Origin of the sequence: Gramella sp. AN32 (genome assembly GCF_023718305.1) — a bacterium.
GTDB classification, from domain to species: Bacteria; Bacteroidota; Bacteroidia; order Flavobacteriales; family Flavobacteriaceae; genus Christiangramia; species Christiangramia antarctica.
Map to the genome: position 1 here is coordinate 68424 of NZ_QEYO01000016.1, position 14587 is coordinate 83010.

General features: G+C 36.4%; 13 protein-coding genes. 10 read left to right on the forward strand and 3 right to left on the reverse strand.

Features of this window, described 5'->3' with window-relative positions; genetic code table 11:
• Positions 1–102: 102 nt before the first annotated feature.
• Entirely contained in the window at positions 103–2268 is a 2166-nt protein-coding gene (locus DHD80_RS15430) for a prolyl oligopeptidase family serine peptidase (protein WP_251742357.1), read from the reverse strand.
• A 245-nt stretch (positions 2269–2513) separates the two neighbouring features.
• On the opposite strand from DHD80_RS15430, the gene treS reads away from it, so the two are divergent.
• A complete protein-coding gene (treS, locus tag DHD80_RS15435) occupies positions 2514–5801 on the forward strand; it encodes a maltose alpha-D-glucosyltransferase (protein WP_251742358.1) in 3288 nt (1095 codons plus the stop codon).
• A 265-nt stretch (positions 5802–6066) separates the two neighbouring features.
• Entirely contained in the window at positions 6067–7341 is a 1275-nt protein-coding gene (locus tag DHD80_RS15440) for a carboxypeptidase-like regulatory domain-containing protein (protein WP_251742359.1), read from the forward strand.
• A gap of 82 nt (positions 7342–7423) precedes the next feature.
• On the opposite strand, the gene DHD80_RS15445 is transcribed toward DHD80_RS15440, so the two are convergent.
• The gene (locus DHD80_RS15445; RefSeq protein WP_251742360.1) at positions 7424–8005 is read right to left on the reverse strand and encodes a T9SS type A sorting domain-containing protein; all 582 of its coding nucleotides are present in this window, start codon (positions 8003–8005) and stop codon (positions 7424–7426) included.
• Positions 8006–8219: 214 nt separating this feature from the next.
• Here DHD80_RS15445 and DHD80_RS15450 point away from each other — a divergent pair, with 214 nt between their 5' ends.
• Entirely contained in the window at positions 8220–9098 is an 879-nt protein-coding gene (locus DHD80_RS15450) for an AraC family transcriptional regulator (protein WP_251742361.1), read from the forward strand.
• Between the two features lie 41 nt (positions 9099–9139).
• Here DHD80_RS15450 and DHD80_RS15455 read toward each other — a convergent pair whose 3' ends face one another.
• Positions 9140–9493 carry a 4Fe-4S dicluster domain-containing protein gene (locus DHD80_RS15455; protein ID WP_251742362.1) on the reverse strand — a complete coding sequence of 118 codons (354 nt, stop codon included), beginning with the start codon at positions 9491–9493 and terminating at the stop codon, positions 9140–9142.
• Between the two features lie 137 nt (positions 9494–9630).
• Between DHD80_RS15455 and DHD80_RS15460 the strand changes: the two genes are divergently transcribed.
• From DHD80_RS15460 to DHD80_RS15490, 7 genes are all read left to right on the forward strand, one after another.
• Positions 9631–10689 carry an acyl-CoA reductase gene (locus tag DHD80_RS15460; protein WP_251742363.1) on the forward strand — a complete coding sequence of 353 codons (1059 nt, stop codon included), beginning with the start codon at positions 9631–9633 and terminating at the stop codon, positions 10687–10689.
• A 74-nt stretch (positions 10690–10763) separates the two neighbouring features.
• A complete protein-coding gene (serC, locus tag DHD80_RS15465) occupies positions 10764–11828 on the forward strand; it encodes a 3-phosphoserine/phosphohydroxythreonine transaminase (RefSeq protein ID WP_251742364.1) in 1065 nt (354 codons plus the stop codon).
• A gap of 10 nt (positions 11829–11838) precedes the next feature.
• Positions 11839–12801, forward strand: coding sequence for a D-2-hydroxyacid dehydrogenase (locus DHD80_RS15470; RefSeq protein WP_251742365.1), 963 nt, complete (start codon positions 11839–11841; stop codon positions 12799–12801).
• An 11-nt stretch (positions 12802–12812) separates the two neighbouring features.
• Positions 12813–13439: a DUF937 domain-containing protein gene (locus DHD80_RS15475; RefSeq protein WP_251742366.1), complete on the forward strand. Its 627-nt coding sequence runs from the start codon at positions 12813–12815 to the stop codon at positions 13437–13439.
• Between the two features lie 14 nt (positions 13440–13453).
• Positions 13454–13873 (forward strand): DUF6146 family protein, encoded by a 420-nt coding sequence (locus tag DHD80_RS15480; RefSeq protein ID WP_251742403.1) that lies wholly within the window; start codon positions 13454–13456, stop codon positions 13871–13873.
• Between the two features lie 29 nt (positions 13874–13902).
• Complete coding sequence (locus tag DHD80_RS15485; RefSeq protein WP_251742367.1) at positions 13903–14211, forward strand: DUF6787 family protein; 309 nt, start codon at positions 13903–13905, stop codon at positions 14209–14211.
• Complete coding sequence (locus DHD80_RS15490) at positions 14208–14531, forward strand: hypothetical protein (RefSeq protein WP_251742368.1); 324 nt, start codon at positions 14208–14210, stop codon at positions 14529–14531. The genes DHD80_RS15485 and DHD80_RS15490 overlap by 4 nt, the downstream gene beginning before the upstream one ends.
• Positions 14532–14587 lie beyond the last annotated feature (56 nt).

A 14587-nucleotide genomic window follows, 5' to 3' on the forward strand; every position in this document is an offset into this window, starting at 1 on the left:
AATTAAATGCTTTGTTTTTGCGGCTGCAAAGATAGGAATTAGAAATAGAAAATCCCGGCATTCAGTAAAGTGAAAACCGGGATTAATTTTGAGTTTGTTTATCTATTTTTTTAACTTCTCATTTGGCTGAAATAGAGGATGGCCAGATTGCCAGTAAAAAAAGGAGAAAGCATTGGCAAAACTTTCAAAAGCCTTTGTTTTATTATCTCCAATCCCATGGCCACTTTCAAAATCGGTTAAAAATAAAATAGGGGCATCTGAAGAGGAATAATTTTGAGCTTTTGCCGCGAATTTTGCCGGCTGCCAGGCAATTACCCGTGGATCGTTCATTCCCGCAGTAATAAGCATGGCGGGATATTTTCCACCTTCCTTTAATGCATGATATGAATCCATAGCCATTAAACCTTTAAATTCACCTTCATCCTTTACCGTCCCAAATTCAGGAGCATTAACAGGTCCATTAGGGGTTTCTTCAGCTCGAACGGGATTCATTACACCCACTTCTGGTGCGGCCGCAGCAAAAAGATCTGGCCTTTCAGTTATAGACCTGCCCACAAAAATTCCGCCAGCACTTCCACCTAAAATTGAAAGTTTATCTGAACTGGTATAACCATGATCAATTAAATATTCCGCAGTAGCAATAGCATCTTTCCAGGTATTTGGTTTATTCTGTTTTTGTCCCGCTCTATGCCAGGCATCTCCTAATTCTCCGCCACCACGAACGTGGGGAACTACTAAAATACCACCATAAGTGGTGTAGGCAAGAGTAATAGGACTAAAAAACGGACCTGTAGATATCCCGTAAGAACCGTAACCATAGATCATAGCTGGGTTTGAACCGTCCATTTTTAAATCTTTATTATATATTATGGAGACCGGAACCTCAATCCCATCATGTGATTTTACCATAATTTCCTCTACCATGAGGTCTTTTAATTCAGGATATTCCACTGCTGAACTGAGAGTTTGTAAGGTAAATTTATCCTCTTTAACATTATAGTGATAACGTTTTAAAGGCTGCGTCCATCCAATTAAATTCACCCATACATCATCTGAAGAACCGGCCGTACCAGAAAGTCCAATATTCCCTGCTACAAAAGGCAATTCGATTTCACTGGATTCTTCTGAATCTTTTGAAAGATAATAAAGCCTACTGCGAACACCATTCTCTTTTATGGAATAAAACAATCCCAGATTATTTGCGAAAATCCCGGTGATAGTCCCATTTTTTGGTTCTTCTACCACGACTTCTCCAGAACCTGGTGAAGGATCTTCCAGAGATGACTTTACTATTTTATAATTCGACGCATCTTTAAAAGTTAAATAGTAAACTCCGTGTTTGGTGATATTTGGGATTTCGATCATATCTTCTTTGGAAGCAACCTGTTTCCATTTTCCGGGAATCTCATTTTCTGCCATATATATTTTAGCAGCTTTATCTACGCTAACCACAGCTCCATAATATTGATCGGTAAGATCTTCATATATAAGAATGGGTAGTTCCATTGGGCTAATCTTCAATTCAGGATTGGTAGTATTTGAAAAGACTGGAATATCGTTTTTTGGATCATCCCCTAAAATATGCTTATAGGTTTGCGTATTCATTTGCCGGGTCATATCTGAAATATCTGCAGAATTGAAGCGTGGATAAAAGATTGCCTGGTCATTCTTATCCCAGCTTATATTGAAAGCAGCAAGTTCTAAAGTCTCAGAATGTTGTGTTCCATCTTTATCTATAAATACAATCTCCCCGGTTTCAGAACCATTGGGCGCAAGTCTTACTGCCACCATTTCTCCACTAATACTGGGTTGCATTCCATGTATGGTATAATTTACCTCTCCATCTTTTTTATAGTTTTCAGGATCAAAAATTAATGATTCTGCACCTTCAAATCCTTTTCTATAATAAAGTTTTCCGGTTTCATCTTCAGGAAGACGTTTTAAATAATAATAATCATCATTTTTTGAAATGAATAAATTCGAGACAATGGAGCTTTGCCTGCTGTCCATTTCCAGCATTTTCTTCATTAAATCTTCCTTTCCCGGGATTTTATCCAGGACAGATTCAGCATAACTGGCGCTTTCTTTCATCCAGTTGAGCACTTTTGGATCCTGCATATTTTCTATATACCGGTAATCATCCTCTACTTCTACACCATGGTACGTATCAACTACTTTTACAGGTTCCAAATGTTCTGGGGATACAACTTCTTGTGCAGATAGATTTATTGCCAGAAGCAAAACTAAAATTGCTAGAATGTTTTTCATAATTTTTGGTTTAGATAAGTGTTAGAACTAGCTGGTTAGCATGGAAAAACAAACATCGGATGAGAAATATCTATAAATATAGTAAAATACTGAATAACAGCTAGTTGTATTTTTATATTTCTACAGAAGAAGAACGTTAAATAACTCTCCACATTTTGTTTAGTATTTCTTTAACTGACAAGGCCTGGGTTATTTTCTAAATTTAAACTTCATTAATTTTATTCAAAAATTTTAAAAATTAGTCCATGACCGAAAATTCCGGCAACAAAGAAAATTTATGGTATAAAGACGCCATTATTTACGAATTACATATAAAAGCATTTTTTGATAGCAATGGTGACGGAATTGGCGATTTTAAGGGTTTATTACAAAAGCTTGATTATCTTGAAGATCTTGGTGTAACCGCGATCTGGTTACTTCCCTTCTACCCTTCTCCATTAAGGGACGATGGCTATGACATAGCCGATTATTATAAAATTAATCCTTCCTATGGAAATATTGAAGATTTTAAACGCCTGGTTCAGGAGGCGCATGATCGTGGCTTAAAGGTGATCACAGAACTGGTGATCAATCATACTTCAGATCAACATCCCTGGTTTCAAAGGGCCCGTAAAGCACCAAAAGGTTCTCCGGAAAGGGATTATTATGTCTGGACAGATGACCCGCAACAATATAAAGACGCCCGTATCATCTTTACAGATACGGAACCTTCCAATTGGAGCTGGGACGCTGAAGCTCAGGCATATTACTGGCATCGCTTCTTTTCACATCAGCCAGATCTAAATTTTGACAATCCCGAAGTTCAGAAAGAGGTTTTCGATATTTTGGATTATTGGTGTAATATGGGCGTAGACGGTTTTAGACTGGATGCTGTGCCTTACTTATTTGAAAGGGATGATACAAATTGTGAAAACCTTCCGGAAACACACGAATTTCTAAAAAAACTCAGGGCGCATGTAGATAAGAACCATGATGGGAAATTATTACTCGCTGAAGCCAATATGTGGCCGGAAGATTCCGCGGCCTATTTTGGGGATGGGGACGAATGCCAGATGAATTATCATTTTCCTATTATGCCCAGGATGTTTATGGCGGTAAAAATGGAAGACCGCTACCCTATTATCGATATTATTGACCAAACCCCCGATATTCCCGAAAATTGCCAGTGGGGAATATTTCTCAGAAATCACGACGAGCTTACTCTGGAAATGGTCACCGACGAAGAGCGTGATTATATGTATAAAGTTTATACCAAAGATCCGCAGGCCAAGATCAATGTTGGGATTCGTCATCGCCTTGCCCCTCTTTTGGATAACAACCGGAATAAGATCGAGTTGATGAATGTCTTATTATTCTCTCTTCCAGGAACCCCTATAGTCTATTATGGTGATGAGATTGGAATGGGTGATAATTTTTACCTGGGCGATCGTGATGGCGTTAGAACTCCCATGCAATGGACCTCAGATAGGAATGCCGGTTTCTCGATGGCAAATCCGCATAAATTATATCTACCCCTAATCATCGATCCCGAATATAAATATGAATCGGTTAATGTGGAAACACAACAAATGATCTCTTCGTCCCTGCTTTGGTGGATGAAACGAATCATTGCCATGCGTAAAAAATATAAAGCCTTTGGTCGTGGGGATATAGATTTTTTCGCACCTTCAAATTCAAAAGTGATCGCATATACGCGTACTTATGAGGATGAAAAAATTCTGGTTATCGGGAACCTTTCCAGATTCTCGCAACCTGCGGAATTAGACCTGGAAGAATTTAAAGGTTATACTCCGGTAGAAGCTTTCAGTCATAATAAATTTCCGAAAATTACGGAGAGGCCTTATTTATTCACTTTATCACCTTATGGTTATTACTGGTTTATTCTGGAAAAAGAACGGGATCGTGTGGAAGGAGATCATAATATTCCGCTGATTAAAATTAAATCATGGGAAGATTTACTGAAGCCAAAAACAATGGCAAAGCTATCCGGAGATATTTTACCACCTTATTTACGCAATCGCAGATGGTTTCAAAGTGAAGGAAGAATTATACAGGAGATTAATATTCAGCAAAATATCCCACTGGATATTGAAGAATTCCAAAGCAGTATTGCCATTTTAAATATTGTTTATAATGATGGCCTTCCTGAATTTTACCAATTACCCATAGCTTTTATTGAAGAAGATCAAACCCATATTTTAAGTGAAATTCCTAAAAAAGGCTTTATTGCTGAACTTCATATTAGTGGAACAGAAGGTTATTTGGTGGATGCTGTTTTTGCTGAAGCTTTTAGAACGCATCTTATTTCAGAATTTATATCTGATAAAAATTCATTGAATAATGGATTAAAATATCAGGTGAAAGAAGGTTGTTTTGAAAAAGATGAAGAAATTCCCGGATCTGAATTAGCCGATACCGAAAATAGACAAACCTATATAAATTATGAGAATAAGTTCTCTTTCAGGCTATATCGCAGGTTAGATAGAACTTCCAATCCAGATGTGGAAACCATAAAATTCCTTTCAAATTCTAATCATTTTAAAAATATACCGGAATACTGTGGACTTTTAAGTATCCCGGGGGCTCAAAATTTTGTGCTGGGAATGCTTCAGAAACCTGTAGAAAATCAGGGGGAAGCCTGGATACATGTTAAAGATGCAGTAGATCGATTTATTGATACGTTGCTTACAAGATCAAAGGAATTTGAATTTCCAGAGAAGAAGGAAAACTTTCTAGTGCCCTTACAATATGAGGAACTTGAGGAGCAACAAAAGATACTACTGGGAGCAGTGTTGCCAGATCGTATTATGGAGCTGGGAATATTTACTGCGCAAATGCATAAAGCACTCTCCAGTGATTCTTTAGATTCAAATTTTGATAAGGAAGCTTCTTCGCTGCATTACCAGCGCTCATTATTTTCTGGGTTACAAACATTAACACGAACTACCTTAGAAAATCTTAAAAAAAACCTTGAGAATTTACCGGAAGATCACCGGGAAGAGGCAAAAGTTGTTCTAAAACTAAAAAGTGAAATCCTGCAAAGTTTTAAAAACATCTATGATCATAAAATAGAGATGATGAAAATTAGAACGCATGGAGATTTTCATCTGGAAAAGATCTTATGGACGGGACGTGAATTTATTATGAATAGTTTTGAAGGGGATTCTTCCAAATCATTTAGTGAACGAAGGATAAGAAGGTCGGCTATGCGCGATCTTGCTGCTATGATAAGGTCTTTTCACTATGTCGCTTATAGCAGTTTGTTGAATTCTGAATTTATACAACATCGCAAAGGTGGAAATCTGGAAGATTGGGTCGAGCTCTGGCATAATCATATTACCAAGCTTTACCTTTCAGCTTATTTGGAAGAAGCCAATGATGCAGATTTTGTTCCGAAGAATAAAGAAGATTTCAACATTCTTATGCGAACATTTTTGCTGGAAAAATCACTTTTGGAACTAAATTATGACCTAAAGCATCGCCCGGAATGGGCAATTATCCCTATAAGGGGAATAAAAGCGGTTATTAGTTAAACAGCTATTTCCCTTATATACCTCCCGCGGAAAGACAATTATTTTCCTGAAGACAAAAATTGATTCAAAAACTGTTTGAAAAGTTTAAATTCTGACAGTTTTTGGATCAATTTTTTTGTAATCTATTTCTTCTCCTCTTTTTTAACTAATCCCTCGCCTGGTGTTATCTTAAAAATATTTACATCAAATACAATGGGATTCATATCATTAAACCCTTAATTTTCATTATATTGTATAAGTTTATGTTAACTCAAAATAATCTGCCATGGAAAAAATAAAAACACTGAATTTTGCGGGATATTTTCGCAACTTCGCACCGATATTACTTTTGTTTTTTATTACCTCTACTGGCTTCGCATTTCAGGATGATAGGGATTTTAATGAATACAGCGGGGAAATTTTAAATAATAAAAACGGAAAGGCAATTTCCTCGGCCTATCTTTCCTTAAATAATTCAAATATTTCAACCGTTTCAAATACCGATGGGGAGTTTTCCTTAAAGGTCCCGAAAGATTTAATGGATGCTACGGTCACCGTTTCAGTTTTAGGATTTCAGAGTAAAACCCTGCCTTTAGATTTTTTTAAAGTAGAAGGTACTGAAGTAAGGTTGATTGAAAATGTTGAAGAACTTTCCGAAGTAACTCTTTATAAAGCTACCAATGCGAGACTGCTGGTACAGGATATGCTGGCAAAGAAGGATGAGAATTATTTAAGTGATGAAAGTATTATGACTTCTTTCTACCGCGAAACTATCAAGAAAGGCTGGACGAATGTAAGTCTTTCTGAAGCTGTGGTGAAAATTGCCAAGAGTCCCTACAATTCTTCAAAAAAGGATCTGGTATCGCTTTATAAGGCACGAAAAAGCACCGATTATGATAAACTGGATACCATCGCCTTAAAATTAAAAGGTGGCCCATTTAATACCTTATTTCTGGATATGATGAAGTATACTGAATATGTACTTCGGGATGAAATGTTAGATAGTTATAATTTCTCTTTCGATCAACCCACGAAGATCAATGATCGTTATATGTATGTGGTGGATTTTAAGGAAATTGATGAAAGCGATCCATGGTATTATGGAAAATTATTCATTGATGCTGAAACTTCAACGCTGGTAAAAGCAGATTACAGCCTGAATGTAGATGATAAGAAAAAAGCTGAAATGATGTTTGTAAAGAAAAAACCCAGTGGTTCAAAAGTATATCCTACCGAATTGAATTATCAGGTAGATTATGCGCAAAATGGGGATAAATGGCACTATGCATATGGAAGGGCGCAAATGGAATATGTGGTGAACTGGAAGAAGAAAATCTTTAATTCCAAATATAAGATCGATAGTGAAATGGTAGTGACCAATTGGGAAAAGTATGCCGGTGATAACTGGAGAAGTGAAAATACCCTGATAAGACCAAATATCGTCATGGTAGATGATGTGTCAGGATTTAATGATGCCGATTTTTGGGGAAGCAGTAATATTATAGAACCTGAAAAATCTATTCAAAATGCCATTGATAAGATCAAAAGAAAATTAGATTAGGTGATTTAATTAATAGTTGATAAATGCGAACGCCCGTTGACTCCTGGTCAACGGGCGTTCTGTTTAGAAAAAGCCTTAGTTTTTAAATGGAGATTTTTTCAGTAAAAACTTTGTTGTCTAGTTTTACCGTAGCAGAGTAATCACCTTTTGGCATTTGTGAGAAATCAAGCATTTTCTTGATCACTACATTATCACTCTTTGCAGTTCCCACTAACTGGCCGCTGTTATCATAAATTTCCAGAACCGCGTTTTTAGAGTCAGGATTAGCCAGGAAAAAATATATCTTCTTCCCTACTTTCTTAAAAGAAGGTTTAAAAAGAATATTCATTTCCGGGGTTTCCACAGTTATTTCTTCTCCTCTTTTTGTGATGGTGGTAGAAAGAACAGAGAATTTCTTATCGAGGCTTAGAACATATTCGCCATTTGGAAGATCATTAAAATCCAAGGTTTTAGAATAGGTGTGTTCTTCAAAAAATTTGTCTTTAAATAAGATAAGGCCTTTTTCATCCTTTAAGATCAACACTGCACCTTTTTCAATCTGCTGAACATTCACTACTAAGTTTTGCCTGTTGTTCACTTTTAGATCTAAATCATCAGATGCTGTAGCACTCATTGCAAATAAAGCCACCAGTACCAATACCATTGTTTTCATCGTTTTTTTCATAATCATAAATTTTAAAGGTTATAACTTCGGTTAAAATCTAAAGTAAAATTACCTCAGGATCCCGGTTTTAAATACAGCAAATTATGCCAATGTATATGCTTAATTAACCTAATTGTTAAGACTGAAAACGTTTTCGGTTAAAATAGAATAGTTAGCGGTAAATTCTGTATATCTTCCGTTTTGCTAATCCGCTTAATTTTATAAAAAAATCTATATGCCATTACTCCAACAACCTACCCTAGAGAAAATAGATCCTGTATTTGGAAGCTCTTTCAGCTATCGTACCTATTTACCTAGTATGAATCAGCGTAAGGATTCATTCTGGCACTATCATCCTGAAATTGAAATTGTATATGTGAATGGCGGTTCAGGAAAAAGGCAAATAGGAAGCCATATTTCATATTTCAGAAATGGTGACCTTATCCTTATTGGTTCTAATCTTCCCCATTGCGCATTCACCGATAGTTTGACCGAACATAAATGTGAAACGGTTATCCAGCTAAAACCCGATTTTCTCGGAGAGGCATTTTTCGGAATTACAGAAATGAAGGGAATTAGAAATTTGCTGGACATGGCTCAAAAAGGAATCATCTATCATGGAAATACTAAAAGAAGGATTGGTAAACAAATTGAAGGCCTCTCTAAAAAAGAAAATTTCGAAAAGCTGATAGGCCTATTGAAAATATTTCGAGATCTGGAAACTGCTGAAAATCATACCGTTTTAAATGCTCAGGGTTTTGTATTGGAAACAAACCTACAGGATAATAATCGAATCAATATTATCTTCAATTTTGTAAAAGAAGAATTTAAGCGACCTATTAGCTTAGATGAGATCAGCGAAAAAGTGAGCATGACCAATCCTGCTTTCTGCAGATATTTTAAGAAAATTACGGGGAAGACATTTACCAAATTCGTGAATGAATATCGCCTTGCGCATGCTGCGAAGTTGCTACATGAAGAACAAATGAGTATCACTGATGTTTGCTATGAAAGTGGCTTTAATAATTTTAGCCATTTTAATAAAGAATTTAAAAAATTTACTGGAAAATCGCCTACAGTGTATCGCAACGAGTTAAAATATATGATGACATAAAAAATCCCGCTCTGTTGCGGGATTTTTATTCTTATAGAGCTTTACACTCCATTATGCATAAATCGCTGCTTCTCCAGTAAAGTTTCTTCACTTTCCACATGGTCTTCATCGGGAACACAACAATCTACCGGGCACACTGCCGCACATTGTGGTTCTTCATGAAAACCTTTACATTCCGTACATTTATCCGGGACGATATAATATATTTCGTCACTTACTGGTTCCTGAGCTTCTTCTGCATTCGCCGCTTTTCCGTTAGGAAGTACAACATTCCCTTCCAAATCAGTTCCATCAGCATAACGCCAGTCGTCAGCGCCTTCATAAATTGCGGTGTTGGGGCACTCCGGCTCACAAGCTCCGCAGTTTATGCATTCATCGGTTATTACAATTGCCATAGCTACTTTTATTTGTAAATTTAAAAAGACTAAGAGAAAAGATCCCTGCTTTTACCAAAAATTATGGTTTTAAGCTTAAGATACTTTAATTTCGCTGCACAAATTTAAGTCTCGATTAACTCTTAACCAAATATCCAATGACAATTGATAATCACAAGTCACATCTTGTGGAACTTGGCAAGTTTCTAGGGCAGTTTCAATTAGAAAAAACTGAAAAGGATGACACTATAAAAGGAAATGCCCGGTTTTTTGAAAAAATGCAGCAGGAAATCGATGCCGCAGTTCATTATAATGGCTGGTTCAATAAAGAAAATGTGATTTTTGCCCTTCAGCAATGGTCTCAGGCTTTGACTCCGCGCAACCTGCATTTATGGCTTACAAATTATACTTTTAAACCTCTGGAAGAAAAAACTGTTGGGATTGTAATGGCTGGGAATATTCCCCTGGTTGGATTACATGATTTTATTTCTGTATTGGTTTGCGGTCACAAGCTTAAGATTAAGCTTTCTTCAAACGACCAGCGACTTGTTCCTCTTATTGCCGAATATTTAAAATTCCTGGATTCTCGCTATGAAAATAGAATCCTTTTTGTTGAAGATCATTTAAAAGGTTTTGATGCAGTGATCGCAACGGGAAGTGACAATACAGCACGTTACTTTGAACATTATTTTAAAGGGAAACCCAGTATTATTCGAAAAAACCGAAACTCAGTAGCCATTATAACCGGTGAAGAATCGAAAGAGGAACTGGCAGTGCTCGGAGAAGATATATTTCGCTATTATGGTTTAGGATGCCGGAATGTTTCAAAATTATATGTACCGAAAAACTTCAAATTCGATAACTTTTTTGAAGCGATTTATTCCTGGAATGATATCATCAATCAGAATAAATATGCCAATAATTATGATTACAACAAGGCAGTTTATTTAATGAGCGAATTTAAATTATTAGATAATGGGTTCTTAATGCTAAAGGAAGATGCAAGGTTTGGCTCCCCTATCGCAACCTTGTTTTATGAACAATATGAAGATGAAAACGATTTACAATTAAAACTGAAGGAGCAGGAAGATAAAATCCAGTGTATCGTAAAAAATGAAGCTGATAAAACCGAAGTGAGTTTTGGTAAAACGCAACATCCTGAATTATGGGACTATGCCGATAACGTGGATACTATTGAATTTTTACTGAATCTATAAGGCTTTAATTATAGTTTTCCTAACATCAATTCTTTTCGATTTTCTCATCTTTGTTTTAAATCATTTACCAGCTTATGAAAAAGCATAATTTTAGCGCAGGTCCCTGCATATTACCAAAAGAGGTTTTTAAAAAGGCTTCTGAAGCAATTCTGGATTTTGATAATTCCGGTCTTTCTTTATTAGAAATCTCGCATCGAAGTCCGGCATTTGTCGACGTTATGGAGGAAGCAAGATCGCTGGCTCTGGAATTATTGGATCTTAAGGATAAAGGTTATAAAGCCTTGTTCTTACAAGGGGGTGCCAGTACTCAATTCCTAATGACAGCTTATAATTTATTGGAAAATAAAGCGGCTTATTTAAATACGGGTACCTGGAGCGATAAGGCGATCAAGGAAGCAAAGTTATTTGGAGAAGTAATTGAAGTAGCATCAAGTAAAGAGAAGAATTTCAATTATATACCAAAATCTTATACCATCCCTAAGGATACAGATTATTTTCATTGTACGAGCAACAATACGATCTTTGGAACGCAAATGAAATCCTTTCCAAATACAGATAAGCCTTTGGTTTGCGATATGAGTTCAGATATTTTTTCCAGAAAATTGAATTTTTCAAATTTTGACCTTATTTATGCCGGGGCTCAAAAAAATATGGGTCCGGCCGGGGTAACTTTAGTTATTATAAAAGAGGAAATCCTGGGCAAGGTAACCCGAAAAATTCCTTCGATGTTAGACTATGCTGTCCATATTTCCAAAGACAGTATGTTCAATACACCTCCGGTCTATGCCGTTTATGTTTCTCTATTAACGTTAAAATGGATTAAAGAAAATGGCGGAATTGCCGGTATGGAAGAAAATAATAATCGTAAGGCGACACTTTTATATGCTGAAGTAGATCGAAATCCATTATTTAAAGGTTTTGCTGAAAAAGAAGATCGCTCCCCCATGAACGCCACATTCAATCTAACCAATTCGGGGCATAAAGAGGCTTTTGACAAACTTTGGAAGGATGCCGGAGTAAATGGGTTGAACGGCCATCGAAGCGTTGGCGGCTATAGGGCTTCTATGTATAATGCCCTGCCGATAGAAAGCGTCCAGGTGGTTGTAAATTGTATGAAAGAACTGGAGCATAAAATTTAAAGATTAAAATATGAAGGTTCTTGCGAACGATGGAATTTCTGAAAGTGGAAGGCAAATGCTAGAAAGTGAAGGTTTTGAAGTTATAGTTACCAAGGTGGCTCAAAATCAGTTAATCGATTTTCTGAATAATAACAATATTGAGGTTATTTTAGTGCGCAGTTCTACAAAAATTGGCAAAGATATTCTGGATGCCTGCCCTAAATTGAAAATTATTGGTCGTGGTGGTGTTGGCCTTGATAATATTGAAGTTGGTTATGCCCAATCTAAAAATATTGAAGTGATCAACACGCCAGAAGCGTCTTCAGGCTCTGTAGCTGAACTTGTTTTTGCCCACCTCTTTACCGGAGCTAGGCATTTACATGATTCTAATAGAAATATGCCTTTGGAAGGTGATTCCAGATTTTTGGATCTTAAAAGATCATATGCTGCGGGAGTTGAACTTAGGGGTAAAACTTTAGGGATTATTGGTTTTGGGCGAATTGGTAAAGCAGTTTCAAAAATCGCCCTGGGACTTGGAATGAAAGTAATTGCGAGCGATAGTGAAGTGGGAGAAGCAAAGATCGAGCTTACTTTTCATAATCATCAAAGTATAAAAATTCCAATTAAAACTGAACCCATTGATCAGTTAATACAACATTCAGACTTTATTACGTTACATGTCCCCGCGCAGATATCGCCTATTCTTGGAGCTAAAGAATTTGGTGAAATGAAACAAGGTGTGGGGATTGTGAATACAGCTCGTGGTGGGATAATAGATGAAGAAGCTTTGGTCGAAGCCCTAGAAGATGGCCATGTTTCCTTTGCAGCTTTAGATACATTTGCTGATGAGCCAACACCATCAATAAAAATCCTGATGAATGAAAAGATTAGTTTAAGTCCACATATCGGCGCTGCGACACTTGAAGCCCAAAAAAGGATTGGGGAAGAACTGGCTACTCAAATCATCTCCATATATCAAAAAGAAAAAGCTTAAATTCAAGACCTATGGCATCTATACTTGATCTTTTAAAAACACAAACCGGTTCTCAACTCATTAGCAAAGCTAAAAACGAAACCAGTTATAATGATTCAGAAATAAAAGCTTTGTTAGGAGCAGCATTACCTTTGCTGGTAAGTGTCATGGTAAAGAACTCAAAATCTTCAGAGGGTGCCAAAAATCTAAATGAAGCACTTGCAGATCCCAGGCATAACGGGGATTTACTGCAAAATTTATCTTCAGCCAAATCAAATATGCTGGAACAGGAAGGTGGTAAAATCCTGAACCATGTTTTGGGAAATAATCAGGGGGATATTTCTAAAGTCCTGGCCAACACACTGGATCTCGATGCAAATTCAGTTACAAAAGTACTGAAAATTGCTGCTCCAGTATTACTGAGTATCTTAGGTAATCAGAAAAGGAAGGATAATGTAAATGAAGGCAGTATTTCCGATTTGATAGGTTCAGTACTCGGAGCAAATTCATCCCATGACCGCTCATTTCTGGAAACTATCCTGGATAAAGATAATGATGGAAATATTATTGATGATATTGGCGGTATAATTCTTGGTGGTGGATTAGGAAACAAAAAAGGCGGAGGTAGCATATTAGGAGGTTACGCCGGCGGAAGATAAAATTTCAAATTATGATCAAGAATATTCTTTACGTTGCTGCAATTGTACTATTTATAGCATCTTGCGGAACAACTAAAAACAGAAATCTTGGAAATTCCAACGCTTCCAACGATACAGTAAGAATTGCCAATGATAGCCTGGAATATGAAATTATTATCATTGAACCCGGCTTTAATTCTTTTATAAACTCTTATGCTAAACCACGCGGTTATTTTGAACAAAATTACCTGGAAAATAAAAACAGGTTTTTAGTTACTGAATATAACCAGCGGGTGAGGCAACCATTACAGTATAATTCGAATCTCTATTTGAATGAAATTAATTATGACCAAAACGTAGATTACGGTTATGAAGTGAATTATTTACTATACAACTACTTTGTGTATTTTAGTAGACAATACAACCAGTCGTTTGGAATTCCAACCCGTATTTGATTTTCTAATGATTCCCCTATATTTGCACTATGAAAAGACTCAAGAAAAAATGGGGGATCGATTCTAATTTACAACTCACCCTTATTTTTATTGTTTTTGCGATCACAGGTTCTACCGCAGCAAAGATTGCCGCACCTGTATGTGAATTCCTGGGGGTTACTAAAGATAATAGTGAATGGTTTGTCTACTGGCCGCTTAGGGTTCTTTTAGTTTTTCCAATTTACCAGGTATTGCTGGTTGTATTTGGAACCATATTTGGTCAATTTCAATTTTTCTGGAATTTTGAAAAGAAAATGTTATCTCGCCTCGGTCTTGGAAAAATCTTTAATTTAAGTTGAATTCAGTAAAAAAAATAGGGCTTATAATTTCGGCACTGGTGATCCTATTTCCACCAGTTGTTGAATTTTTCCATATTTTTTTAAAACACGATCATAAAATATGTGATCAGTACGCTGAAGTTCATTTTCACAAAAAGAATGTGGATTGTCAACTTTATAAATTTCATAAAAATCCTATTCTGGATTTTGAAATCTTCAATTATGAATTAGTTGAATTTGCAGATGAAATTCAGCAGCCTACCTCCTATTATCAATTTTTAAATAATTATGAGCCACTTGCCTTCGATACTCGTGGCCCTCCCCTTCTCATTTATATTTAGTAAAAATTTCTTAAACCGACTAGCTCCCTAAGCAGAGCCGTCGTGGAATTATTAGA

Bases quoted from the DNA above. Each gene is read 5' to 3' on its own strand.
- DHD80_RS15485 (WP_251742367.1), top strand. From the start codon at position 13,903: ATGAAAAGACTCAAGAAAAAATGGGGGATCGATTCTAATTTACAACTC.
- DHD80_RS15440 (WP_251742359.1), top strand. From the start codon at position 6,067: ATGGAAAAAATAAAAACACTGAATTTTGCGGGATATTTTCGCAACTTC.
- DHD80_RS15470 (WP_251742365.1), top strand. From the start codon at position 11,839: ATGAAGGTTCTTGCGAACGATGGAATTTCTGAAAGTGGAAGGCAAATG.
- serC (WP_251742364.1), top strand. From the start codon at position 10,764: ATGAAAAAGCATAATTTTAGCGCAGGTCCCTGCATATTACCAAAAGAG.
- DHD80_RS15460 (WP_251742363.1), top strand. From the start codon at position 9,631: ATGACAATTGATAATCACAAGTCACATCTTGTGGAACTTGGCAAGTTT.
- DHD80_RS15445 (WP_251742360.1), bottom strand. From the start codon at position 8,005: ATGAAAAAAACGATGAAAACAATGGTATTGGTACTGGTGGCTTTATTT.
- DHD80_RS15455 (WP_251742362.1), bottom strand. From the start codon at position 9,493: ATGGCAATTGTAATAACCGATGAATGCATAAACTGCGGAGCTTGTGAG.
- DHD80_RS15450 (WP_251742361.1), top strand. From the start codon at position 8,220: ATGCCATTACTCCAACAACCTACCCTAGAGAAAATAGATCCTGTATTT.
- treS (WP_251742358.1), top strand. From the start codon at position 2,514: ATGACCGAAAATTCCGGCAACAAAGAAAATTTATGGTATAAAGACGCC.
- DHD80_RS15430 (WP_251742357.1), bottom strand. From the start codon at position 2,268: ATGAAAAACATTCTAGCAATTTTAGTTTTGCTTCTGGCAATAAATCTA.
- DHD80_RS15475 (WP_251742366.1), top strand. From the start codon at position 12,813: ATGGCATCTATACTTGATCTTTTAAAAACACAAACCGGTTCTCAACTC.